The sequence below is a fragment of the Lysobacter sp. 5GHs7-4 genome (genome assembly GCF_021284765.1).
Lineage (GTDB): Bacteria > Pseudomonadota > Gammaproteobacteria > Xanthomonadales > Xanthomonadaceae > Lysobacter.
Window position 1 is genome coordinate 2,790,800 of sequence record NZ_CP089924.1, and the last position, 24,661, is coordinate 2,815,460.

A 24,661-nucleotide genomic window follows, 5' to 3' on the forward strand; every position below is an offset into this window, starting at 1 on the left:
TATCGGCGTGCCCGGCGACGTTCACGGCCGGCCCCGCCGACCGTTGCCGCGACCGGTCGGCGCAGGCAGACCGGTCGCGCCGCGCGCTCAACCCGCTTCGGGGCGCATGTACGGGAACAGCAGCACGTCGCGGATCGAGGACGAACCGGTCAGCAGCATCACCAGCCGGTCGATGCCCACGCCCAGGCCGCCGGTGGGCGGCAGGCCGACTTCCAGTGCGCGGATGTAGTCGGCGTCGAAGTGCATGGCCTCGTCGTCGCCGCCGGCCTTCTGGTCGACCTGGGCGCGGAAGCGCGCGGCCTGGTCCTCGGGATCGTTGAGCTCGGAAAAGCCGTTCGCCAGTTCCTTGCCGCCGATGAACAGCTCGAAGCGGTCGGTGAGCTCCGGGTCCAGGTCGTTGGCGCGCGCCAGCGGGCTGACCTCGACCGGGTGGTCGGTGATGAAGGTCGGCTGGATCAGGGTGTGTTCGACCGTGGCCTCGAAGATCTCCAGCAGCAGCTTGCCCCAACCGTAGGACGGCTTGATCGCGATCTTGAGGCGGGCGCAGTGGGCGCGCATCGCGTCCAGGTCGCGCAGCTGCTCGCGCTGGATCTCGGGGTTGTGTTCCAGCACCGCGTCGATCATCGACCAGCGCCGGAACGCCGGGCCCAGGTCGATGCTATGGCCGTCCCACTCCGAGACCACCGAATCGACCTGCTGCGCGCAGTGGCGGATCACCGCCTCGGTCAGGTCCATGATCTCGTTGTAGGTGGCGTAGGCCTCGTACAGCTCGAGCATGGTGAATTCGGGGTTGTGCCGGGTCGACACGCCCTCGTTGCGGAAGTTGCGGTTGATCTCGTAGACCCGCTCCAGGCCGCCCACGGTCAGGCGCTTGAGGTACAGCTCCGGCGCCACGCGCAGGTACAGCTGCAGGTCCAGCGCGTTGTGGTGGGTCACGAACGGCTTGGCCGCGGCGCCGCCGGGGATGTAATGCATCATCGGCGTTTCCACTTCCAGGAAACGGCGCGCGTCCAGCCAGGCGCGGATCGCGCGGATGATCAGCGAGCGCTTGACGAACACCTCGCGCGCGTCGGGCGACACGATCAGGTCGACGTAGCGCTGGCGGTAGCGCTGTTCGACGTCGGCCATGCCGTGGAACTTGTCCGGCAGCGGGCGCAGCGCCTTGGTCAGCAGACGCAGACTCTCGGCCTTCAGCGACAGCTCGCCGGTGCGGGTGCGGGTCAGCTCGCCCTCGGCCGAAACGATGTCGCCCAGGTCCAAGTCCTTGAACACCTCGTACGCGTCGCCCAGCACGTCCTTCTTCAGCCACAGCTGCAGGCGGCCGGACTCGTCCTGGATCTGGGCGAAGCCGGCCTTGCCCATGTCGCGCTTGAGCAGCACGCGGCCGGCCACGGCCACGCGGTGGTGCTGGCCTTCCAGCGCCTCGGCGCCCCACTGTTCGGCATCGGCGTATTGCGACTGCAGGTCGCCGACGAAGTCGCCGCGGCGGAAGTCGTTGGGGAAGGCGATGCCCTGCCCGCGCAGCGCCGTGAGTTTGGCGCGACGCTCGGCGATCAGGTGGTTCTCGTCGTGCGGCGTGGTCTCGGGCGTCTGGTCGGTCATGGTCTTCGTAGGGTTGGGGTTGCGATGGGACGGGGTCAGGAAAGCAGAGTACTGGCAGCGGGCGCGGTTTGCTCGCCGCCGCGGGCGGCGGGCGGCCCGGAAGACCGGGTGACCTTGCGCACATCCGCGTCGCCGGCGCCGGGTCTAGATTCGGTGCTGCGCCTCAGTCGAAGGCGCGCCCACGAGGTGGATGCCGCATGTTCAAGAAGGTTCTGATCGGCCTGGCGATGGTGATGGTGGTCTGCGCCCTCGCCCGCGCCGGCTACGAGTTCGGCCAGCACATGGCGCAGCGCGACCAGGCTCAGCAGGCCCAAGCGCAGGCCGCCGCGACGCCGCCCGCGCCCTGAGTCCGGCCATGGCGGCGGACGGCGACCCGTGGTCGCGTCCGCCGCGGCCGCGACTCAGACCGCGTCGCTGCGTTTGGAGCCGGCTTCCAGGCCCGATTTCAGGCTGGCCTCGACGAATTCGTCCAGGTCGCCGTCGAGCACCTTCTGGGTATCGCTGCGTTCGATGCCGGTGCGCAGGTCCTTGATCCGGCTCTGATCGAGCACGTAGTTGCGGATCTGGCTGCCCCAGCCGATGTCGGACTTGGTCGCCTCGACCGCGTCGCGCTCGGCGTTGCGCTTCTGGATTTCCAGCTCGTAGAGCTTGGCGGCCAGCATCTTCATCGCGTTGTCGCGGTTCTGGTGCTGGCTGCGGCCGGTCTGGCAGGCGACCACGATCCCGCTGGGGACGTGGGTGATGCGCACCGCCGACTCGGTCTTGTTGACGTGCTGACCGCCGGCGCCGGAGGAGCGGTAGACGTCGGTCTTGAGGTCGGCCGGATTGATGTCGATCTCGATGTTGTCGTCCACTTCCGGCGACACGAACACCGAGGTGAAGCTGGTGTGGCGGCGGTTGTCGGAGTCGAACGGCGACTTGCGCACCAGCCGGTGCACGCCGGTCTCGGTCTTGAGCCAGCCGTAGGCGAAATCGCCCTCGACCCGCAGCGTGGCGGACTTGATGCCGGCGACGTCGCCGCCGCTGACTTCCATCAGCTCGGTCTTCCAGCCGCGCGACTCGCACCAGCGCAGGTACATGCGCAGCAGGATTTCGGCCCAGTCCTGCGCCTCGGTGCCGCCGGCGCCGGCCTGGATGTCGACGAAGGCGTTGGCGCCGTCCATCTGGCCGGAGAACATGCGCCGGAACTCGAGCTGCTCGACGTCCTTGGCGTAGCGCTCGACGTCGTCGACCACGGCCAGCGCGGTCGATTCGTCGTTCTCCATTTCCGCCAGCTCCAGCAGTTCGCCGGCGCCGACCAGACCCTCGGTGAGGTCGCGGATGCCGTTGACCACCTTCTCCAGCGCGGAGCGCTCGCGGCCCAGGCCCTGGGCGCGTTCGGCGTTGTTCCAGACGTCCGGGTGTTCCAGCTCGCGGTTTACTTCTTCGAGGCGTTCGACCTTGCTGTCGTAGTCAAAGATACCCCCTGAGCGAATCCAGCCGTCCGGTGAGGTCGGCGATGCGCTGGCGGACGGGATTGAGTTCGATCATGTCCGGTGGTTTAGGTGTGCGGATGAACCGTCAATTCTAGCAGGCCGGGGGGCCCGACTGGCTGGGGCGGAAACCGCCAGGCCGGGAATCGCCGGGGCGCGGGATGCGGGCACGCCCGCGGCCCGTCCGTGCCCGGTCCTGCCGCGCTCACTTCACCTCGAACTCGCCCACCAGCACCGTCTCCGACTGCTGCTTCAGGCGCAGGGTCACGCGCTGGTCGCGCTGGCGCGCGGTGCCGAAGCCGGTGCTCAGCCACAGCTGCAAGGTGGTGGCGCCGGTGACCAGTTGCTGGCGGTCGCCGTAGAAGTTGGCCTCGACCTTGTACTTGCCGGGCTTGGCGTCGCGCAGCATGAACTCCTCCGGCCCGTAGCCGCCGGTGAAGTCGTTGGACAGGCGCCCGCCCTGGTACGTCAGCGGATGCTGATAGAAGCAGCGCTCGCCGTTGGGATCGGTCACCCACAGGTCCATGTCGGAGTTGTCGCTGTCCCAGCTCAGCACCGCGCGCAGGTCCAGCGGCAGGTTGCGCAGCAGGCGCGGGTCGATGCGCGAGGTGTCCAGCGTGCCGCCGGCCTGGGCGACGATGGCGTTGAGCTCGTGCAGCGCGATCAGGGTCACGCCCTCGAAGCGGGCGTCCCAGGGCCGGCTGACCACCTCGTAGAGCTGATCGATCGCCGGCTGATACTCGCGCAGCGCGGCGTGCGCCAGGCCCAGGTCGCGGTAGCTCTGCGGTTCTTCCTCGGCCAGCCGCGCGACGCGTTCGAACAGCGGCAGCGCCAGCGCCGGCTCGTCGGCCTGCAACAGGCGGTAACCGAGCACGCGCAGGATGTGGCGGTTCTCCAGGTCGAGTTCGGCCAGGTTGGACAGCACCCGCAGCGCCAGCGCGCGTTGCTGTTTTTCCAGCAGTACGTCGGCGACGTCGAGGTAGAACGCGGTGCTGGCGGCGTAGCCGTCGCGTTCGTCCAGGTAGATCGCGTAGGCCTGATCCGGCGCGGCCTTGCGCAGGCGCGCGGCATAGGGCGAATCGGGCTTCCAGGCCTGCAGGGCGATGCTGACGCCGCGGCCTTCGCCGCGATCGGCCTCCGCCGCCATCGGCTGCGGCACGCCGCCGGCTGCGGGCGCCGCCTCGCGCAGGCGCGCGCCGATGACGGCTATCCGGTCCAGCGCGGCCGACTCCTCGGCCAGTGCCAGCGGCTCGCCGATCTCCGGCGCGGCATCCGCCGGCGCGGGCGCCGGCGCAGGCGGCATCGGCGGCATGTAGGCGTAGCCGTCGGCTGCGGGCGCGGCCTGCACCAGCCCCTTGGCGATGCGTTCGGGCTGCGGCGGCCGGCCCTTGGGCCAGGCCTTGCTCCACCACTGCACCTGCTCGTCGAACTGCGTGGCGACCGCATCCAGATGGTTGCGGCGGTCGCGCTCGCGCTGTTGGCCCTGCTCGGCCTTCAGGCGCGCGAACTCGGCGCGGTACTCGGCCGGCGGCGCGATGTCGTGCTGCACGTAGTCGGCCACCGCCTCCAGCACCAGCAGCGAGCTTTCCGGCGTGACCAGGCCGAAGTCGCGGCTCAGGCGCGCGATGCGCGCGCGGTGCAGTTCCGGTTCCGCGCCCAGCGCACGCACCGAATACCCCGCCCACAGGCGCGCGGCGTAGGCGCTGCGCGGGCCGTCGCCGTCCACGCGCAGGCGGATCGGCGCCTGACCGGACAGACGCAGGCTCAGCTCGGCCTGCGGCGAACTCAGGCGGCCGGCGATGCGCAGCACGCCGTCGCGCGGGTAAGGCGACTCGGCGACCAGATCGGTGGCGCCGACCGCGTCGAGTTCGTCCAGGCGCAGCGGAGCGGCCAGCAGCGCATCGGCCGCAGACGCGACCTCGGCGGCGGTATGCCAGGCGATCAAACGGCCGCCGTGGGTTTCGGCCAGCGCGCTCAGGCGTGCGCTGTCGGCGGCATCGCCGGCGGAGTTGATCGCGTACAGGCGCTGCGCGCGTTGCAGTTCGGGAAAGCGGCGCTGGCCGTAGTTGAACAGGCCGTCGCTGACCAGCAGGTATTCCTCCACGTCCGCCTGCGGCGTCCAGCCGCCGGGGTCGGTGGCGCCGTCGTAGACGGTGGCCTTGAGCGCGGCGCGCAGCTCGCGCCAGTCGCCGCCGCGCACCGGGTACGCGACCGGGCCCTCGGCGCGGTCGCGCAGGCGGATCAGACGCACCTGCGCGTCGCCCAGCGCGGCGAAGTAGCGCTCCAGCACGGCCAGTTCGCCGGCCTGGTCGCGCTTGCGGCCGGAGGCCGAGCTGTCCCACAACAGACCCACCACCTTGGGCAGCGCGCGCTGCGCGGGCTGCGACGGCACCGGCACCTCGGCGACGAAGTACTGGCGGTCGTCGACGCTTTGCACGTAGGCCTGCGCCGCGCGCGTGCCGTCGAAACGCAGGCCGAGCCCCTGCCCTTGCAGCATCCGCGCACGCGGCACCTGGGCGACATAGGCGCCGTCGCGGTCGCGCCGGAATGCCAGCTCGCCGAAACCGCGCTCGACCGTCGGCGCCTGGCGCGCGATCACGCGCAGCGCGACTTGCTCGACTTCGCGCGCATACGCCAGCGGCAGGCGCATGCGGCGGCCGTCGCCGTCGGGGCTCAGGGTTTCGACATAGCTCAGGCGCACGCGGCGCGTGCCCTGGGCCGGGATCGGGTACACGCGCAGGCGGAAATGGTTGCCTTCGGTCTTCTCCAGCAGCGCCGGATCCACGCGACGGCGCTCGATCGCTTCGAACACCGCCTGCGCCTTGGCCTTGGGCACGGGCACCGCGTCGCGCATGCGGCCGTCGATGTCCAGGGCGAAGGCGCTGATCTGCTGGCCGTCGCGCAAGGGGAACTGCAACTGGCCTTCCAGCGGCCGCGCATTGGGATTGCGGAACACCAGCTCGACCGTGGTCTGGGCCAGACCGCCGTTGACCTCGACCTCGACCTGCGCCGACTCCAGCGCGATCGGCCGCTCGGCGCCCGCGGCGCGCATCAGCGGCGGCGCGGTCAGCGCGCGATCGTCGGCCGGGCCGATCACCTGGGCGGCGACCGCCCCGCTCAGCCCCAGCAGCAAGCCCATGGACAAAAATATGGAACGCACCGGTCACCCCTTGTGGATTCGTTGTCGGTCGCAGCTATCGGTAGCCAACGCATGCGCGGGCTGAAAGGGGTTGGACGCCAACCAGACGCATCCGAATCCCGAACTCGCACCGTCCCCGCGATCACCATAAAGCCTGGACGCGCCGGCAGCGCGAGCGCAGGCGCAGCGGCGCCCGATCCGGACCGGTTTTCCCAAGCGGCGACTTTTCCGCTTCGAAAAATGAGACTCACAGCACGCTACCTGAGTGAAAACCCCTGCCGACACCCGGTCCGGGCCTGGGTCGCGGCGCCCATGATCCGATCTGCCCCGCCTGAGGCGAGCGCACAACGGGACCTTCATCAGTTCACTGGGAGCCAGACGCAATGACACGCAAAGGGATGCTTCGCTACACGCTGTTGGTCGGTATTTCCTGCGCCGCGGGCGCGGTTTGCGCGGCGGAAATGTCGTCCGCGCCGGTGACCGCCCGGCCTATGGCCAGCGCCCTGGGCGGCGCCGATTTCGCCACCGGCGGCAAGGTCCGCGCGCAACGCGCGGTCGACCTGGGTCTGCCCGATGCGGCCAGCCTGGCCGCCGTGCGCACGCGCCGCGCCGACCAATACAAGCACGGCCAGCCGCTGGAAATCGGCTTCGCCCGCAACGTGGCGCGCAGCAAGGTCGACCTGACCTCGCTGGACTGGGAGGCCCTGCCCGACGGTTCGCACGGCGCCCGCTTCACCTTGTCCTCGACCCACGCCGTCGCCCTGCGCGCCGGCTTGCTCCTGCGTTCGGCGCGCAAGTCCGGCGGCGATCCGTCGGCGGTGACCCTGCGCTTCGCCGGCAACGACGGCCGCGTGTTCACCGACAGCGGCCGCAGCTACAGCGGCGACGAGGCCGGCTGGTCGCCGACCGTGGCCGGCGACACCCTGACCGTGGAAATCGTGCTCGCCCCCGGCCAGCGCCCGGACGCCTTCAACCTGAGCGTGCCGCAGCTCTCGCACCTGGACGTGGACCCGGCTTCGAACACCCGCGACCTGTCCAAGGCCAGCGGCATCGGCGCCAGCGGCGCCTGCGAGAAGGACATCGTCTGTCGCGTCAATCCCACCGCCGGCTTCCTGGCCGCGAGCAAGGCCGTGGCGCGCATGGTCTACACGGCCAAGGGCAAGTCCTACCTGTGCACCGGCACCCTGCTCAACAACAACAACTCGCCCAAGCGCCAGCTGTTCTGGACCGCCGCGCACTGCATCAGCACCCAGAAGGTCGCGGACACCTTGCAGACCTACTGGTTCTTCGACGCCACCGCCTGCAACAACGACACCGCCAACCCCGGCGCGGTCACCCTGACCGGCGGCGCCTACCTGCGCCACGCCAACACCACGCGCGACACCTCGCTGCTGGAACTCAAGACCGCGCCGCCGACCGGTGCGCACTACGCGGCCTGGAACAGCAGCGCCATCGCCACCAACGGCACCGCGATCGAGGGCATTCACCACCCCGCGGGCGATCTGAAGAAGTACTCGCTGGGTTCGGTGACCAGCCTGTCCTACACGCTGGACGGCAAGTCGCCGCTGACCCGCGTGGTTTGGAACACCGGCGTCACCGAGGGCGGCTCCTCGGGCTCGGCGCTGTTCACCATCGCCGGCTCGGGCGACTACCAGCTGCGCGGCGGCCTCTACGGCGGAACCTCGTTCTGCTCGGCGCCCAGCGATCCGGACGGCTACTCGCAGCTCAGCGGCGTGTGGTCCAGCATCTCGTCCTACTTCGGTCCCTGATCCGCGGCCTGCGCCACCCCGCAGCCCCTCCCGCTGTCATGCGGGAGGGGCTGTCTCCGTTCAGATCTTGAAATCGTCGAACGCGACCTGCTGGTCGGGCACGCCCAGTTTGCGCAACAGTTGCCGCGTCGCCGCCAGCATGGCCGGCGGGCCACAGACGTAGAACTCGCACGCCGCCACATCCGCATGCCGGCTGAGCAGATGCGCGTGCGCGGCCTCGTGCACCAGGCCCTGAGCCAGGCCGTCGCCCTGCCCGGCCTCCTCCGACAACACCAGGTGCCAGCTGAAGTTTTCGTGCGTCCGCGCCAGCCCGGCCATCTCCGCCGCATAGGGCGCGTCGCGCAGCGTGCGTGCGCCGTACCAGTAGTGGATGCGCTCGCGCGCGCCGCGGTCGAGCCGCGCGTGGATCATCGCCCGCAGCGGCGCCATGCCCGCCCCGCCGCCGATGAACACCTTTTCGCGCTCGCCCGGCTTGACCGCGAAATCGCCGAACGCACCGCTGTAACGGACCGTGTCGCCGGCTTTGAGCGAGTACAGGTAGGTCGAGCCCTTGCCGAAGCTCGCGCGTTTCTTGTGGTGCGCGCCCGGACTGAAGCGCGCCAGCAAGGTCAGGCGCCCATCGGCCTTGTCGACCGGCAACGCCAGCGAGTACGAACGGCGCACCGCGTCCTTGTTGTGCAAGGCCTGCGGCAGCTCGAGCGCGGCCCAGTCGTCGCGGTGGTGGTCGGGGTAGACGACATCGTCCCGCTGCAGGCGGTAGTCCGGCACATGCACCTGCAGGTAGGCGCCGGGCTGGAACTCCGGCCCCGGCGGCTGCTCGGGCCGCAATACGATCTCGCGCAGGAACGGGGCCACCGCCGTGACCGACTCGACCGTGGCCTCACGCTGCGTCCACAGGCCCGCGCCGCCCGCCACTTCGACCTGCAGGTCGCCGTCCAGCGCCAGGTTGCAGGCCAGGCGATGGCCGCTGCGCAGACGGCTTTCGTCGAGATGGGCGCGGTCGGCGCTGGTCGGCGCCGGTGCCGCGCCGCGCACCCGCACCTCGCACAGGCCGCAGCTCTGTCCGCCGCCGCAGTTCGACGGCAGTTGCAGGCCGTTGCGCGCCATCGCCAGATACACCGTGTCGCCTCGGTGCGATTCCAGGGAGCGCAGCTTGTCGCCGGCGTTGTCGAACACCGTCAAGGCGCGCGACGGCCGCCAGCGCGCAGGCACGAACTCGTCCAGGCGGAAGCTCGCGATCAGCAGCCACACCCCGGACAGCGCGATCCACAGTCCGCCGGCCGCGGCCATGATCACCAGCGGATTGTTGAAGTCCTGGCGTCCGGTGTAATCCATGATGTGCAACATCCAGAAGATGTCGAACAGACGCCAGCGGTCGTTGCGGCGCTCCAGGATGCGGCCGTCCTGCGCCGACAGGTACAACGTGGTGCCGTCGCCGTCGTCGAAATCCACGCGCCAGAACGGGCCCGCGTGCCCGCGCACTTCGAGCGTGGCGTCCTGCATCCACTGCGGCGTCGCGGGACGTCCATCGCCCACGTAGTCCGCCGCGGCCAGGGCGCCGGCCAAGACGGCGTCGATCTTCAGCGCTCGTCCGTCGCGCGCGTCGAGCAGCCAGACGCTGTCCTTGTGGCTGAGGCGATAGACCGGGCGTTCCTGCAACCAGGCCGCCTCCACGGCCTGCACCGGCTTGCCGGCGCGGGCCAGCAGTTGCGCGGGCGTCAGGGTGCCCTGCGGCCAGGCGCGCACGGTCTGCGCGGCGTGCGCGCGATGACGATGCCCCTGGACGGTTTCGTGATCGAGCACGCTCATCACCAGGCCGCTCGCGGTCCACAGCACGAACTGCAACGCGACGATCAGGCCCACCCATTTGTGCAGCGTTCTCATCCAGGGCGTCATGCGGGGCGCCTCTTGCTGAAGCTGTACACCAGCAGCCAGACACCGCTGAGCGCGAACACCAGGCCCAGCCCGGACGCGACGCGCAGCAGGGTGTTGTTGACGTCGCTGCGCTCCTCGTAATCCATGATGTGGAACATCCACAGGAAGTCGAACCAGCGCCACAGGTCGTGGCGCTTGGCCAGCAGCTCGCCGGTCTGCGGCGACAGGTACAGCGCGGTCTCGTTGTCGTCGGCGAACGCGACGCGCCACATCGGCACCGGCCGGGTTTTGACTTCGCCCGGCGCCTCACGCAGCAGTTGCACCGACGCGATCGGTGCCTCGTCCTGATAGAGCGACATCGCCAGCGCGCGCGCGCTCGCCTCGTTCAAGGGGCTGAGCGGATCGCCGCTGCGCGCATCGACCAGGCTTACGTTTCCGCCTTGGCGCAGTTCATAGACCTCGCGGTCCATGAAACGCTTGAGCCGGAAGGCGGTCAGTCCGGGATAGCGTTCGCGCAAGGTATCGGGCGCGACGAACGCGGCCGATGCGGACAGCGGTTTGGCGCGGGTATGCGCCAGATGATCGCCGTGGATGATGTCGATCGAAATGGACGTCATGTACAGGCCACTGATCATCCACAGCAAGGCCTGGACGCCGATCACCAGGGCGATCCATTTGTGGGCGCGGCGCGCCCAGAAGGCAGGTTTCATAGCTTCACCACTCTCGATTCGTGCGCATATCGGCGATGCCGCGGTCCCGCCGGCGACCACCGGCGGGCCCGCTGCGCATCACCAGCGGTAGGTGGCTTTGAGGTTCCAACGCCGGCCCAGCAGGTCGTAGGTCATGGTGTCGGTGTTGGCGTCGGTCCAGCTTTGGATGAAGGGCGGCGACTTGTCGAACAGGTTGTCGATGCCCACCGACAGATCGAAGGCCTCGCTGAACGCGTACTTGGCCTGGACGTTGTGGTAGCTCACGCTGGGCGCGCGGTCGCCGATGTCGCCGCGCGCGGCGTTGATGTCGTCGGCCGAACCGATGTATTGCACGCTGTACGAGCCTGACCACGGACCGCGCGCCAGGGTCAGCGAACCGAACCAGCGCCACTGCGTGTAGCTGCCGCGGCCGCCGGTGATCTTGCCGGCGTAACGGATCTCGTCGGCGCCGAGGAACGGACGCACGTCGTAGTTCTTCAGATACGACAAGTCCCAGTTCAAGCTTGCGTCCCAACCGGCCAGTTCGAACTGATACAGCAGGCCCAGGTCCAGGCCCGAGACGCGCTCGCTGGCGGCATTGACCGGCTGGGCCGAAAGGAAATCGATCTCGCCGGTCAGCGGGTTGCGGGTGAAGTTGGCGCTGCTGCAGAACGGATGGCTCAGGCCCGGCGTGTTGTAGCAGACCGCGAGCTTGGTCGACCCGTCGATGCGCTGGATCGCATGGTCGATCTTGATGTTGTAGTAGTCCAGGGTCAGGGTCAGGTCGGGCGCGAAGCTCGGCGTCCAGACGGCGCCGACGGTCAGGGTTTCGGCGTCCTCCGGCTGTAGCTCGGCGTTGCCGCCGACCGTGGTCAGGACCGAATTGCCCAGTTGGGTGTAGCCCACCGGCACGCCCGCGGCCTGGCAGTTCTGATAGATCACCGACGAAGCCGGCTTGCTGCTCCAGCCGCCGCAGGGATCGGTGGTGGTCAGGTTGCCTTCGGACACGCCGCCGAAAAGTTCGGGCACGTTGGGGATGCGGAACGCGGTCGCGTAGTTGGCGCGCAGCTTTAAGGAAGGCACCACCTGCCAGTCCAGACCGACTTTGTAGTTGGTGTCTGCGCCGAACAGGTCGTAGTCGGAGTAGCGCACCGCGGCGTTGAGCGTCAACGCATCGGCCAAGGCCTTACCCTGCAGCAGCGGCACGGCGATTTCGGCGAACACTTCCTTGGCGGTGTACTCGCCGGCGATGCGCTGCTGCTGGTTGGTGTTGGCGATGCCCAGCACGGTCAGCGGATCGGGATCGCGCCAGCCGCGTTCCTTGCGCACCTCCACGCCGGTCGCCAGGCCGACCCAGCCGGCCGGCAGCTCGAACAGCTGGCCGCTGACGTTGGCGGTGAAGCTCTTCTGCTCGTTGCCGCCGCTGTCGCGGGTGGTGAACATGATGTAGTCCAGCACCTGCTGGGTGACGTCGCCGTAGCCCAGGTAGTCGGCGCAGGGAATCGCCGCGCCGGGCGCGTTGCTGCACACGGCGGTGTTCAAGGTCTGATCGACGCGGTCCAGGTTGGCGACCTTGTCGGACCCGTCGATGCCGGTGTTGCGGCCCCAGTTCAGCGCCGCCGACCAGTCCCAGCCGACGCCGAACTTGCCGTCCAGGCCGAGCACCACGCGGAAGGTATCGGTTTCCTGATAGAACTCGCGCGCGCCGGCTTCCTGCAGACGGCGACGCTGCAGCAGCAGGTTCTGCCCGGTCGGGTTGGTGGGATGGTTGGCGGCGATGTTGATCGGCCGGTACTGGCCGATCGCGCCCGGCGTGGCCAGCTGATTGGACTGACGGTTGGTGTACATCAGCTCGGTGAACAAGCGCAGGTCGTCGTTGAGGTTCAAGTTGCCGAAGCTGCTGAAACTCAGGCGCTTGATCGGGTTGACCGCGTTGAGATACGGGTTGCCGTTGTAGTTGTGCTTGGCCGAATAGGTCTCGTAGAAATCGCCGTCGCCGTTCGGGTCCTGGTTGAAGTTGACTCGGCGCCCGTCGGCGAGCACGGCGCGGCCGCCGATGGTGGTCGAGCTGCCCTCGCACACCAGCCGGCCGTCGGACTCGCCCAAGCCGCAGGGCGCGCGGTCGGCCATGTTGACCGTGCCGCCTTCGGCGTAGTTGATCGCGGCCATGATCGAACCGCGCTCGCCGCTCATGCCCCAGGCCAGATCGACCGCGGTTTCGTCGCCGTCGCCCTGGAAGGTCTGGCCGTAGCGCACGGACGCCTCGACGCCGTCGAACTTCTTCTTGGTGATGATGTTGACCACGCCGGCGACCGCGTCGGCGCCGTAGATCGCCGATGCGCCGTCCTTGAGCACCTCGACCCGCTCGATCAACGCGATCGGAATCACGTTGAGGTCGACCGAGCTGTTGGCGCCGGTACCGCCATTGACGATGCGGCGGCCGTTCAACAGCACCAGCGTGCGGTTGATGCCCAGACCGCGCAGGTTGACCTGGGTGGTGCCGTAGCCGTTGTCGGCCCAGTAGGCGTTGGTCTGGTTGCCGGCGAATCCCGCGGCGGCGGGCAGGCGTTGCAACAGCGTGTCCACCGAAATCGCGCCGGAGCGCTGGATCGCTTCGCGGTCGATCACGGTGACCGGGCCGACGCCGGAAATCTGCGCGCGTTTGATGTGGCTGCCGGTGACGGTCACCGTGTCGATGGTGGTCGCGTCTTGCGCGGCGGCGTCCACCGCGGTGTCCGACGCGGCGGCTTGTGCGTGGGCGGCATGGCTGGCGCCGGCGATCAGCACCAGGCCGATCGCCGAGGCGAGATAGTTGCGCTTGCGGTACATGAAAACTCCCCGAACGGTTTGTGATCTGGTTTCGAGCGCCCGCAGTTCGGCCACGCACGCAAGCGCACGCGGAACGAAGTCAGGGACGACGGGGACCACCACGCAGGTGGTCGGACCGGATCAGACGATCGGAGGTCGGAATACGCCGGTGGCGACGGCGGGAACGAAGCGCGCCGACGCCAAGGCCCGCGGCTGCACGGCTAGCCGATGCTGCGCGGCGAACGGCACGCCATGCGCGGCGGCCACGACCGGGAACGCACAGGCGCAGCAACCCGAGCCGGTGCCGCAGTCGCAATCGCGGTGCGGCGCGCGGCCTTGCTCGTCGTGCGGACGGTCTTCCTCGCAATCCGCATCGGCGACGAGCGCGCCGTCGGCAGCGACAAGGCGGGTTGCGGCGGCAACGGCGTCCTGCGCGGCCATGGCGCTGGAGCTCCACAGCGACAGCGTCCCCTCGAGGCAGAACGCCACGATCAACAGGCAACGCAGCAATGTGCCGTAGGTGAACATAAAACTTGCCGTGGCAAGAGCGCTACGATGAGATAACACGGCCAAAAAGCGCATGTCAACCGTGCACGAAACCGCACGCCGCTCTTGCCCTCGCGTCCGTGATAGTGCGTTAGCACGCATGGCGCAGCTGAATCCGCGGACTCGACAACACCGATGCGCCGCGGCCGCGACAACGGCTGTTGCCGCCCTAGCCCGCGCCCGGCCCCGCGATGCCGGCCGCGATCGCCGCGCGCAAGGGATTGGCCGGGTCCGACAGCAACTTCACCGTCAACGCCAGGCAGATCACCACCAGCACCGGACGCACCGCGCGCGCGCCGAAGCGCATCGCCGCGTGCGCGCCGAGCTGGCCGCCGGCGACGCTGGCCACGGCCATGCACAGCCCGAGCAGCCACAGCACGTGGCCGCCGGCGATCATCACCGCCAACGCGGCCAGATTGCTGGCGAGGTTGAAGAACTTGGTCTGCGCGGTCGCGCGCACCACGCCCAAGCCGCCCAGCGCGACCAGCACGGTGGCCATGAACGAGCCGGTGCCGGGGCCGAAGAAGCCGTCGTAGGCGCCGATCAGCGCGATCAGCGCCGCCAGCGCGTAGGGGCCGATGCGCTGGTGGCTGTCTTGATCGCTCATGCGCGGCGCCAGCAGGAAATACACCGCCATCGCGATCAGCAGCAACGGAATCACGCCGCTGAGGAAGGACGGGTCCAGGCGCTGCAGCAGCCAGGCGCCGCCGGCCGAGCCCAGGAACGCGCCCAGCGCCGGCAAGGCGTAGCGACGGAAATCGATATGACCCTTGCGCGCGAACGCGAGCACCGCGCTGGACGTGCCGACCGCGCTTTGCAGCTTGTTGGTGGCGATGGCCGCCACCGGCGGGATGCCCACCGCCATCAGCGCCGGAATCGTCAGCAAACCGCCGCCGCCGGCGAGCGCATCGATGGCGCCGGCGACGAAGGCCACGGCCATCAGGAAGGCGATGACCTCGAACGAGAACTCCATCAACGGTCGGCCTGTGTGGGAGAGCGCTCATTGTCGGCGCCAGTGCGCGCAATTGGAACGCGGGCGCCCGCCGTCGCGGCCTGCGGGCAGGCGCGCTACGCCGGTTCGCGATGCGTGACCACCAATTGCACGGCATCGCCGCCGCGGTAGTCGTCCGGCTCCAGGCGATAGGCGATGCGCACCCGCGCCGGCGGCGGATCGCCGTGCCAACCGCCGAACTCGATCGCGTTCAAGCGCCGGCCCTGGTGACCGAGCTCGAGCTTGAGGTGGCGTTCGCCGACCACGCGCCAGCCCAGCACCGGGAACTCGCCGTCGAACTGCGGCTCCGGAAAGCCTTGGCCCCACGGGCCGCCGTCGCGCAGCACCTCGGCGCTGACGCGGTCGAACTCGCCCGCGCCCAGTTCGCCGTCGCTGAGCACGTCGGCCTGCAGCAGCTCCGGCGTCAGCAGCGCGCCGGCGCAACGCTCGAAGGCGGCGCGGAACGCGTCCAGCGATTCGCGGCGCAGCGACAAACCGGCGGCCATGGCGTGCCCGCCGAAGCGCTCGATCAGCTCGGGATGGCGCGCGGCGACATCGGCCAGGGCGTCGCGGATATGGAAGCCGGGAATCGAACGCGCCGAACCGCGCAACGCGTCGCTGCCGGGCTCGGCCGGCGCGAACGCGATCACCGGGCGGTGCAGGCGCTCCTTCATCTTGGATGCGACCAGGCCGACCACGCCCGGATGCCAGTCCTCGTCGAACAGGCACACCGCCAGCGGCGCGCGCAGCGCATCCAGCGCGACCTTGGCGAACGCGGCCGCGGCCTCGTCGGTCATCTGCTGCTGCACCGCGCGCCGTTCGGCATTGATCTCGTTGAGGCTGTAGGCGATCTCGCGCGCCTGCGCTTCGTTCTCGGTCAGCAGGCATTCGATGCCCAACGCCATGTCCTCGAGCCGGCCGGCGGCGTTGAGGCGCGGCGCCAGCGCGTAGCCGATGTCGCTGGCGGTGAGGCGGCGCGCGTCGCGCTGCGAGACTTCGATCAGCGCGCGCAGGCCGGCGCCGCCCTGCCCCGCGCGCAGCCGGCGCAGGCCGGCGGCGACCAGGGCGCGGTTGTTGGCGTCCAGCGGCACCAGGTCGGCGACGGTGCCGACCGCGACCAGGTCCAGCAGCACTTGCAGGTCGGGGCCGTTGCCCTCGCAGCGGCCCTGCTCGCGCAACGCACGCCGCAGCGCCAGCAGCACGTAGAACATCACCCCGACGCCGGCCAGCGCCTTGCTGGGGAAGGCATCGCCGGGCAGGTTGGGATCGACGATGGCGTCGGCGGGCGGCAGCTGCTCGCCGGGCAGATGGTGATCGGTGACCAGCACCTGCCAGCCGCGCGCCTTGGCCGCGGCGATGCCGGCGTGGCAGGCGATGCCGTGATCGACGGTGACCAGCAGATCGGGTTGCAGCGCGGCCAGTTCCTCGACCAGCGCCGGCGACAGGCCGTAGCCGTGCACGATGCGGTTGGGCACCGCGTGCGAGACCCGGCGCGCGCCGAGCATGCGCAGCCCGCGCACGCCGACCGCGCAGGCAGTGGCGCCGTCGCAGTCGAAATCGCCGACCACGACGATGTGACGGTCCTGTGCGATGGCGTCGGCGAGCAAGGCGGTGGCGGCCTCCAGCCCGCTCAGGCCGTCGGGCGGCAACAGCTGCGCCAGGCGCGGTTGCGCCTGCTCGATCGCGATCGCGCCGCGCGCGGCGTACACGCGCTGCAGCAGCGGCGGCACGCTGTCGGGCCAGGCGCCGGGATCGGCGATCTCGCGCCGGCGCAGGCGGGCGGCTTCGTTCATGCGCGCGCGCTCACGGCTGCAGCGAACGCAGCGGACGGCGCCAGAAACGCCAACGCTGGCCGCGCGCGAGCTGGTAGGCCTCGCCGTCGCCGAACTCCAGCACGATCCGACTCAAGCGGCCGGCGTCGAGTTCGGCGGCCAGCGGCGTCAGCCAGTCGCGTTCCAGCGCCGTCAGGTCGCGGCTGCGGCGCAGATCGACGGCGAGATCGCCCTCGCCCGCGCTCCAGCGCGGCGGCAGCGCCGACACGCGCGCGCCGGCCAGCGCGCCCAGCGCGGTCAGGGCCTCGTCGTCGCTGCAGATGCGCGCATAGGTACTGCGCACGTGATCGGGCAGCACGCCCGCGCCCCAGAACCACAGCGAGTTCACCGGCGCGCGGCCGGCGGCGACGCGCTGGGCGTTGCGCGGATGGTTGTGCAGGATCACCTGCGCCTCGCTCAGCAGCGAGCGCCAGCGCCGGCCTTCGGGGCTGTTGTCGGCCGCGTCCGGCAGGTGTTCGAACAGGTCCGCGCCCAGCGCGGTCTCCGGACTGGCGAACTGCGGCAGCTTGGCGCCCTGCGGCAGGCGCAGGTACCAGCGCGCGGGGTGCGGCGCATCGATCGGGAAACCGGCATCGCCGAACGCCGGTTTGAGGCTGCGCAGGAATTCGCCCGCCTCGGCCTCGTCCAGGCCCAGCGCTTCGCCGTAGGCGAGCAGGCGCGCGCCGTTGATGTCGGGCCGCACGTAGGCCGGATCGGCGCGCAGCCAGGCCGCGTGCGCGGCGTCGCCGGCGTCGCGCTGGCGCGTGGCCGCGGCCACCGGCCAGCCGCGCGGCAGGATGTCGAGCACGCGCGTCAGCGGATCGCCCTCGCGCGCGACGCGATCGGCGCGCGCGAGCCGGCGGCCCAGGTCCTCGGACAGGCGCTGGCCGCCGTAGCGCTCGCGCTGCGGCAGCAACAGGGTCGCGGTGGCGGCGGTCATGCGCGGCCTGACGCTCGCAGCCGGATCAGCCGGCGTAACTGACGCCCACGATCTCGTACTCGTGGGTACCGCCGGGCGCCTCGATGACGACGCTGTCGCCCTCGTGCTTGCCGATCAGGGCGCGCGCGACCGGCGAGGAAATCGCGATCAGGCCCTGTTTGATGTCCGCTTCCAGGTCGCCGACGATCTGGTAGGTGCGTTCCTCGTCGGTCTCCACGTCGGCCAGCTCGACGGTGGCGCCGAACACGATCTTGGAACCGGCGTTGAGCGTGGCCACGTCGATCAGCTGGGCGTGCGAGAGCTCGGACTCGAGCTGCTTGATGCGGCCCTCGATGAAGCTCTGCTGCTCGCGCGCGGCGTGGTACTCGGCGTTCTCCTTGAGGTCGCCGTGCGCGCGCGCTTCGGCGATCGCATTGATCACGGCCGGCCGCTTGACCGACTTCAGCTCTTCCAGTTCCGCGCGCAGGCGCTGCGCGCCCTTCACCGTGATCGGTGCTCTCATCTCGTCGTTCCTCGTGCCGGCCGGCGGCCGGTCGCATCCGTTTGCAAAGTTCGATTGTGCCGCGAACGCGGCCGCTTGGCACCCCGTGGGGCGCCGTCGCAAAAATCCTTGAAAAACAAGCCTCGCCCGCAGCGTGCCCGCGGACGATCGGGACGCGGAACCGGTCCGCGTCCCGTCGGGCTCAGGCCGCGCCCTGGATCTGCGCGTGCAGTTCCTGCAGCGACCACACCGGGCCCTGGCCGCGGTAGTCCAGCGAGTTCACCAGCGCGCGCGCGCCCGACACCGTGGTCGAGTACGTGACGCGCGCCTGCAGCGCCTCGCGGCGGATCGAGAACGAGTCCGAGATGGCCTGACGGCCTTCGGTGGTGTTGATGATGTAGACGATCTCGCCGTTCTTGATCAGGTCGACCACGTGCGGGCGGCCTTCGGTGACCTTGTTGACCACGTCGCAGGCCACGCCGTGGCCGGCGAAGAAGGCCTGGGTGCCGCTGGTGGCGACCAGGCTGTAGCCACGGCGCACCAGTTCCTGCGCCACCGGCAGCACGCGCTGCTTGTCCGGATCGCGCACCGACACGAACACCTTGCCCACCGGCGGCGCCTTGATGCCGCCGGCTTCCTGCGCGCGCGCCATGGCCGCGCCGAAGTTCTTGCCCACGCCCATCACCTCGCCGGTGGAGCGCATCTCCGGCCCCAGGATCGGGTCCACGCCCTGGAACTTGGCGAACGGGAAGATCGCTTCCTTGACCGAGTAGTAGTCCGGCACGATCTCTTCCAGCGCGCCCTGCGAAGCCAGGGTCTGGCCGACCATGCAACGCGCGGCGATCTTGGCCAGCGCCATGCCGGTGGCCTTGGACACGAACGGCACCGTGCGCGAGGCGCGCGGATTCACTTCGATCAGGAACACGGTGTCGCGGCCTTCGGCGTCGGTCTGGATCGCGAACTGGGTGTTCATCAGGCCCACGACCTTGAGCGACTTGGCCAGCGCCACGACCTGCTTGCGCAGCTCGTCCTGGGTCGCCTGCGACAGCGAGTACGGCGGCAGCGAGCACGAGGAATCGCCGGAATGCACACCGGCCTCCTCGATGTGCTCCATCACGCCGCCGATCAGCACGTGGCCCTCGCGGTCGGCGATGATGTCGACGTCGACCTCGACGGCGTTGTCGAGGAAGCGGTCCAGCAGCACCGGCGAATCGTTGGACACCTTGACCGCGTCGCGGATGTAGCGCGTGAGGTCGGCGTCGGAATAGACGATTTCCATCGCGCGGCCGCCCAGCACGTAGCTGGGACGCACCACCATCGGGTAACCGATCTGGCCGGCCAGCAGCAGGGCTTCGTCGGGATTGCGCGCGGTGCGGTTGATCGGCTGCGCCAGCCCCAGTTCCTGCACCAGCTGCTGGAAGCGCTCGCGGTCCTCGGCCAGGTCGATGCTGTCCGGCGAGGTGCCGATGATCGGCACGCCATTGGCCTCCAGCGCGCGCGCCAGCTTCAGCGGGGTCTGGCCGCCGTACTGGACGATCACGCCCTTGGGTTTTTCGAGGTCGGCGATTTCCAGCACGTCTTCCAGCGTCAGCGGCTCGAAGTACAGGCGGTCGGAGGTGTCGTAGTCGGTCGACACGGTCTCCGGGTTGCAGTTGACCATGATGGTTTCGTAGCCGTCCTCGCGCAGGGCCAGCGCGGCATGCACGCAGCAGTAGTCGAACTCGATGCCCTGGCCGATGCGGTTGGGGCCGCCGCCGAGCACGATGATCTTGTCGCGGTTGGTCGGCTGCGCCTCGCACTCGTCCTCGTAGGTCGAGTACATGTAGGCGGTGGTGGTGGCGAACTCGGCCGCGCAGGAGTCCACGCGCTTGTACACCGGGCGCACGCCCAGGGCGCGGCGCAGCGTGCGCACGGCGGTCTCGTCGGTGCCGGTGAGCTGGGCGATGCGCGCGTCGGAGAAACCCATGCGCTTGAGCGCGCGCATGCGGTCCCGATCCAGCGAGGCCAGGCCGGCGTCGGCCAGCGTGCGCTCGGCGGCGATCAGTTCCTCGATCTGGTCCAGGAACCAGGGATCGACGAAGGACAGCGCGTGCACGTCCTCCACGCTCATGCCGGCGCGGAAGGCGTCGCCGATATGGAACATGCGCTCCGGGCCCGGCTCCTTGAGCTCGCGGCGCAGCTTGACCAGATCGACCTCGCTGGACAGGTCCAGGCCGGTCGGGTCCAGGCCGACCTTGCCGGTCTCCAGCCCGCGCAGGGCCTTGTGCAGCGACTCCTGGAAGGTACGGCCCATGGCCATCACTTCGCCCACCGACTTCATCTGCGTGGTCAGGCGCGCGTCGGCCTGCGGGAACTTCTCGAACGCGAAGCGCGGAATCTTGGTGACCACGTAGTCGATGGTCGGCTCGAACGAGGCCGGAGTGGCGCCGCCGGTGATCTCGTTGCGCAATTCGTCCAGGGTGTAGCCCACCGCCAGCTTGGCGGCGATCTTGGCGATCGGGAAGCCGGTGGCCTTGGAGGCCAGCGCCGAGGAGCGCGACACGCGCGGATTCATCTCGATCACCACCACGCGGCCGTTCTGCGCGTTGATGCCGAACTGCACGTTGGAGCCGCCGGTGTCGACGCCGATCTTGCGCAGCACCGCGATCGAGGCGTCGCGCAGGCGCTGGTATTCCTTGTCGGTCAGGGTCTGCGCCGGCGCGACGGTGATCGAATCGCCGGTGTGCACGCCCATGGCGTCGAAGTTCTCGATCGAGCACACGATGATGCAGTTGTCCGAGGTGTCGCGGACCACCTCCATCTCGAACTCCTTCCAACCCAGCACCGACTCCTCGACCAGCACTTCGGTGGTCGGCGAAAGCTCCAGGCCGCGGGTGACGATCTCGACCAGTTCCTCGCGGTTGTAGGCGATGCCGCCGCCGCTGCCGCCCAGGGTGAAACTGGGGCGGATGATGGTCGGGTAGCCGACGCGGGTCTGGATGTCGATCGCCTCTTCCAGCGTGCGCGCGACTTCGGCCTTCGGGCATTCCAGGCCGATTTCCTTCATCGCCACGCGGAACAGCTCGCGGTCCTCGGCCATGCGGATGGCCTCGCGCTTGGCGCCGATCAGCTCGACGTTGTACTTCTCCAGCACGCCGTTGTCGGCCAGATCGAGCGCGCAATTGAGCGCGGTCTGGCCGCCCATGGTCGGCAGCAGCGCGTCGGGCTTTTCCTTGGCGATGATCTTCTCGACCGTCTGCCAGTTGATCGGCTCGATGTACACGGCGTCGGCCATGTTCGGGTCGGTCATGATGGTGGCGGGATTGGAATTCACCAGCACCACGCGATAGCCTTCGTCGCGCAGGGCCTTGCAGGCCTGCGCGCCGGAGTAATCGAATTCGCAGGCCTGACCGATCACGATCGGCCCGGCGCCGATGATCAGGACGGTTTTGATGTCGGTGCGCTTGGGCATAGTCTTACTCGAGAATCGTGGAAGGCGGTACGTCGCAGGTTTTCATGGCGCCCAGCATCAGCTTCAGCACCAGTCGGGTGCCGACGCTCTTGCCGGCGTCGCTGTTCTGCTGCGAGCTCTTGGCGGGGTCGAAGGCTTCGCCGATGCCGACCAGCTCGCGCAGCGGCGCGTGCTTGGTCTCGGTGATGAAATCGACGAAGGACAGCATCTGGTCGGCCTTCATCTTCTTCATCACGTCGGTGGGTTCGACCTTCTGGCCGCCCTGGGCTTCGTTGACGCCGGCGTTGACGAAATCGGCGAACACGCTGGCGGCGCCGCCGTTGAGCAGGGCCAGGTCGGCGTCGACGCGATCGGGGTTGGCCTTGACGTAGGTCAGGGCCTCGGCGCGCTTGCTGCGCGCGTAGCCGCGCGAGGACAGCTCGCCGCGCAGGCAGCTCAGCTGCGCCGGCGTGACCTTGTCGGCCTTGCCCTGCACCGGCCAGCTCGGATCGGCGGCGGCGGCATCGTCGAGAATCTTGCCGAACGGCAGCATCTGCAGCATCACTTCGGTGAGCTTGTCGGCCTGCACCTGGGCGTTCTGGGCGGTGGCGGCGAGCGGCAGCAGCGCCAGCACGGCGGCGGCGGCGACGGTGAGGCAGCGGGCTTGCAGGGTCATTCCTTGTCTCCGTTGGGTGCGCGTCGCGATGAGAGGTGGGTGTGCGGCATCAGTACAGGCGGTCCTGCCAGTCGCCCGGCGGCAGCCAGGTGATCTGATCGGCGCCGCGCGCGTCGACGGCGCCGGCGCGCACGGCCTCGCGCACCGCCGACTGCATCGCGCTCCAGCTGTCGGCGCCGCTGCCGATGCGTGCGCCGATGCGGTTGTTGTGCGCGTCCATGGCGCGGCTGCGCGTGCCCTGCCCGTCGCGTTCCATCACCCGCGTCACCCAGTCCACCAGCCGCGGCGAGGTGGTGTAGGCGACCACGGCGCTGGCCAGCGAATGCCGGTAGGCGTCGGCGGGGCCGTTGCGTCCGCCCGGCAGGCCGGCGGCGAAGAACTGCGTATAGGTCGCGATCAGCACGAACGCCGGATAGGCCGCGAACAGCGCGCCGGCAAGCAGCCAGCGGCGCCATCGGCGCCCCGGCTTGCGCGGTGCGGACGCGGCGTCCATCAGACTTTGGGCATCTCGATGCCGCAGCGCTCGGACACGCGCTGGCCGACCTTCTCGACCTGCGCCGGGGTGATGTCGGTGTCGGGGAAGTCGCGCTCCAGCACCTTGCCGGCCGGGCTCTGCATGAACTCCATCACCTGCATCAGCTCCTCGGCGTCCATGCCCTTGAAGAACTCGGGCGCCTCGGGCTGCTTGGCCGTGCCTTCCACGGCGCTGTCGATGCTGGCCAGGATCTGGCTGCGCATGCCGGCGACGAACTTGGCGCCGCCCTTGGTCTGACCGAACGCGGTCCAGGCGGCGATGGTGTCGCCGTCGCCGAACAGGTCGCGGAAGGATTGGCGCATGACGTTGCGGAACTCCGGCAGCAGCTCGCTCTTGATGCAGCCGCGCTGGGTGTCGTTGAACGCCTTGAACTCGTCGGCCTTGTCGATCTTGCCGACGATCACGCGTTCGATCGCGACGTCGAAACCCAGCAGCTTCTGGATCTGCACGACCTCGGCATCGGTGGGCACGGCGGCGGCGGCAGGCGCCGACCAGGCCAGGCCCGCGGCGACAGCGACGGCGGCGGCGAAGGCCTTCATCGTGCCGCCTCCATGCTGGCGACGAACCGGTCGAACAGCGGCGCGACATCGTGCGGGCCGGGGCTGGCTTCCGGGTGGCCCTGGAAGCTGAAAGCCGGCGCGTCGCTGAGCTCGATGCCCTGGTTGCTGCCGTCGAACAGCGAGCGGTGGATGACGCGCACGTTGCCCGGCAGGCTGGCCTCGTCGACCGCGAAGCCGTGGTTCTGCGAGGTGATCATGACCCGGCCCGAGTCCAGGTCCTGGACCGGGTGGTTGGCGCCGTGGTGGCCGAACTTCATCTTCAGCGTCTTGGCGCCCGCGGCCAGGCCCAGCAGCTGGTGGCCCAGGCAGATGCCGAAGGTGGGCAGCTTGCGCGCCAGGAACTCGCGGATCGCGGCGATCGCGTAGTCGCAGGGCTCCGGATCGCCGGGGCCGTTGGACAGGAACACGCCGTCGGGGTTCAGCGCCAGCACGTCGGCGGCCGGCGTCTGCGCCGGTACCACGGTGACCTTGCAGCCGCGCTCGGCGAGCATGCGCAGGATGTTGTGCTTGACGCCGAAGTCGTAGGCGACGACGTGGAACCGCGGCTCGGCCCGGACGAAGGCGTTGGCGTCCAGGTCGAGCTGGCCGTCGCGCCATTCGTAGCGCTGACGCGTGCTGACTTCCTTGGCCAGGTCCATGCCCTTGAGGCCGGGGAACTTGCGCGCGGCCTCGATGGCCTTGGCCGCGTCGATGCCCTCGCCCGCCATCAGCGCGCCGTTCTGGGCGCCGCGGTCGCGCAGCAGGCGCGTGAGCTTGCGGGTGTCGATGTCGGCGATCGCGACCACACCGCGCTCGGCCAGCCACTGCGGCAGCGCGACCTGGCTGCGCCAGTTGCTGGGGCGGCGCGGCACGTCGCGCACGATCAGGCCCGAAGCCCAGACCTGGCCGGCCTCGTCGTCCTGGTCGGTACAACCGGTGTTGCCCACGTGCGGGTAGGTCAGCGTGACCAGCTGGCGCGCGTAGGACGGGTCGGTGAGGATTTCCTGGTAGCCGGTAATGGCGGTATTGAAGACGACTTCGCCGACGCTGAGGCCGGGCGCGCCTACGGAAACGCCCTCGAATACGGTGCCGTCTTCGAGAGCGAGGATTGCGGGTTGGGTCACGGGGGTCGCCTTGGCTGCCGGGGATACTGACCCCGTCCAGCGCGCACCGGCAAAACCGGCTTGCAGCAAAACACGGACGCGGTGCGGGACCGGTCCGGCGGGCGGGGTTCAGGCGAGCGGGAATTGTACCGGCGGCGGGCGCCGAACGCCAGCCGCAAACGCGGTTTCCGCGCGCATTCCCGCGCGCGGAAATCGGCCGTTCACCTTGAACCCGTCCGATCCCGGCGGCTCGCG

At 69.6% G+C, this 24,661-nt stretch carries 18 protein-coding genes; 2 read left to right on the forward strand and 16 right to left on the reverse strand.

All coding sequences use genetic code 11. The features are described 5' to 3' along the window. Window positions 1-87 precede the first annotated feature (87 nt). Window positions 88-1,602 (reverse strand): lysine--tRNA ligase, encoded by a 1,515-nt coding sequence (gene lysS, locus LVB77_RS12645; protein ID WP_232906462.1) that lies wholly within the window; start codon window positions 1,600-1,602, stop codon window positions 88-90. Window positions 1,603-1,799: 197 nt separating this feature from the next. Here lysS and LVB77_RS12650 point away from each other — a divergent pair, with 197 nt between their 5' ends. Continuing rightward, a complete protein-coding gene (locus tag LVB77_RS12650; RefSeq protein WP_232906463.1) occupies window positions 1,800-1,949 on the forward strand; it encodes a hypothetical protein in 150 nt (49 codons plus the stop codon). Window positions 1,950-2,003: 54 nt separating this feature from the next. On the opposite strand, the gene prfB is transcribed toward LVB77_RS12650, so the two are convergent. Both prfB and LVB77_RS12660 read right to left on the reverse strand, forming a co-directional pair. Further along, window positions 2,004-3,132, reverse strand: a protein-coding gene (gene prfB / locus LVB77_RS12655; RefSeq protein WP_232906464.1) for a peptide chain release factor 2 whose coding sequence is annotated in 2 segments (ribosomal slippage) — window positions 2,004-3,056 and window positions 3,058-3,132 — 1,128 coding nt in all. Because the reading frame shifts where the segments join, the coding sequence is not laid out codon by codon here. 147 nt (window positions 3,133-3,279) lie between these two features. After that, complete coding sequence (locus LVB77_RS12660; RefSeq protein ID WP_232906465.1) at window positions 3,280-6,234, reverse strand: VIT domain-containing protein; 2,955 nt, start codon at window positions 6,232-6,234, stop codon at window positions 3,280-3,282. Window positions 6,235-6,611: 377 nt separating this feature from the next. On the opposite strand from LVB77_RS12660, the gene LVB77_RS12665 reads away from it, so the two are divergent. Further along, on the forward strand, window positions 6,612-7,982 hold the full coding sequence (locus LVB77_RS12665) for a serine protease (protein ID WP_232906466.1): 1,371 nt from the start codon (window positions 6,612-6,614) through the stop codon (window positions 7,980-7,982). A gap of 60 nt (window positions 7,983-8,042) precedes the next feature. Here LVB77_RS12665 and LVB77_RS12670 read toward each other — a convergent pair whose 3' ends face one another. The 13 genes from LVB77_RS12670 to carA all read right to left on the reverse strand — a co-directional run bounded on the left by LVB77_RS12670 (window position 8,043) and on the right by carA (window position 24,427). Further along, on the reverse strand, window positions 8,043-9,866 hold the full coding sequence (locus LVB77_RS12670; protein ID WP_232906467.1) for a 2Fe-2S iron-sulfur cluster-binding protein: 1,824 nt from the start codon (window positions 9,864-9,866) through the stop codon (window positions 8,043-8,045). Between the two features lie 8 nt (window positions 9,867-9,874). Next, on the reverse strand, window positions 9,875-10,567 hold the full coding sequence (locus LVB77_RS12675) for a PepSY domain-containing protein (RefSeq protein WP_232906468.1): 693 nt from the start codon (window positions 10,565-10,567) through the stop codon (window positions 9,875-9,877). Between the two features lie 78 nt (window positions 10,568-10,645). Next, window positions 10,646-13,375 carry a TonB-dependent receptor gene (locus LVB77_RS12680; protein ID WP_232906469.1) on the reverse strand — a complete coding sequence of 910 codons (2,730 nt, stop codon included), beginning with the start codon at window positions 13,373-13,375 and terminating at the stop codon, window positions 10,646-10,648. A gap of 120 nt (window positions 13,376-13,495) precedes the next feature. Beyond that, window positions 13,496-13,882 (reverse strand): CopL family metal-binding regulatory protein, encoded by a 387-nt coding sequence (locus LVB77_RS12685; RefSeq protein ID WP_232906470.1) that lies wholly within the window; start codon window positions 13,880-13,882, stop codon window positions 13,496-13,498. Window positions 13,883-14,069: 187 nt separating this feature from the next. After that, window positions 14,070-14,873 (reverse strand): TSUP family transporter, encoded by an 804-nt coding sequence (locus tag LVB77_RS12690; RefSeq protein WP_232906471.1) that lies wholly within the window; start codon window positions 14,871-14,873, stop codon window positions 14,070-14,072. Window positions 14,874-14,968: 95 nt separating this feature from the next. Continuing rightward, entirely contained in the window at window positions 14,969-16,684 is a 1,716-nt protein-coding gene (gene recJ / locus LVB77_RS12695; protein WP_232906472.1) for a single-stranded-DNA-specific exonuclease RecJ, read from the reverse strand. A 10-nt stretch (window positions 16,685-16,694) separates the two neighbouring features. Further along, the gene (locus tag LVB77_RS12700) at window positions 16,695-17,642 is read right to left on the reverse strand and encodes a phosphoglycerate mutase (protein WP_232906473.1); all 948 of its coding nucleotides are present in this window, start codon (window positions 17,640-17,642) and stop codon (window positions 16,695-16,697) included. A 25-nt stretch (window positions 17,643-17,667) separates the two neighbouring features. After that, window positions 17,668-18,144 (reverse strand): transcription elongation factor GreA, encoded by a 477-nt coding sequence (greA, locus tag LVB77_RS12705; protein ID WP_232906474.1) that lies wholly within the window; start codon window positions 18,142-18,144, stop codon window positions 17,668-17,670. Between the two features lie 181 nt (window positions 18,145-18,325). After that, window positions 18,326-21,574, reverse strand: a complete 3,249-nt coding sequence (gene carB / locus LVB77_RS12710) for a carbamoyl-phosphate synthase large subunit (protein WP_232906475.1) — start codon at window positions 21,572-21,574, stop codon at window positions 18,326-18,328. Between the two features lie 4 nt (window positions 21,575-21,578). Then, window positions 21,579-22,229, reverse strand: coding sequence for a hypothetical protein (locus LVB77_RS12715; protein ID WP_232906476.1), 651 nt, complete (start codon window positions 22,227-22,229; stop codon window positions 21,579-21,581). Window positions 22,230-22,278: 49 nt separating this feature from the next. After that, on the reverse strand, window positions 22,279-22,722 hold the full coding sequence (locus LVB77_RS12720; protein ID WP_232906477.1) for a hypothetical protein: 444 nt from the start codon (window positions 22,720-22,722) through the stop codon (window positions 22,279-22,281). After that, window positions 22,722-23,303 carry a hypothetical protein gene (locus LVB77_RS12725; protein ID WP_232906478.1) on the reverse strand — a complete coding sequence of 194 codons (582 nt, stop codon included), beginning with the start codon at window positions 23,301-23,303 and terminating at the stop codon, window positions 22,722-22,724. The genes LVB77_RS12720 and LVB77_RS12725 overlap by 1 nt, the downstream gene beginning before the upstream one ends. Continuing rightward, a complete protein-coding gene (gene carA, locus LVB77_RS12730; protein WP_232906479.1) occupies window positions 23,300-24,427 on the reverse strand; it encodes a glutamine-hydrolyzing carbamoyl-phosphate synthase small subunit in 1,128 nt (375 codons plus the stop codon). Before carA ends, LVB77_RS12725 begins: the two co-directional genes overlap by 4 nt. Between the last annotated feature and the right edge of the window lie 234 nt (window positions 24,428-24,661).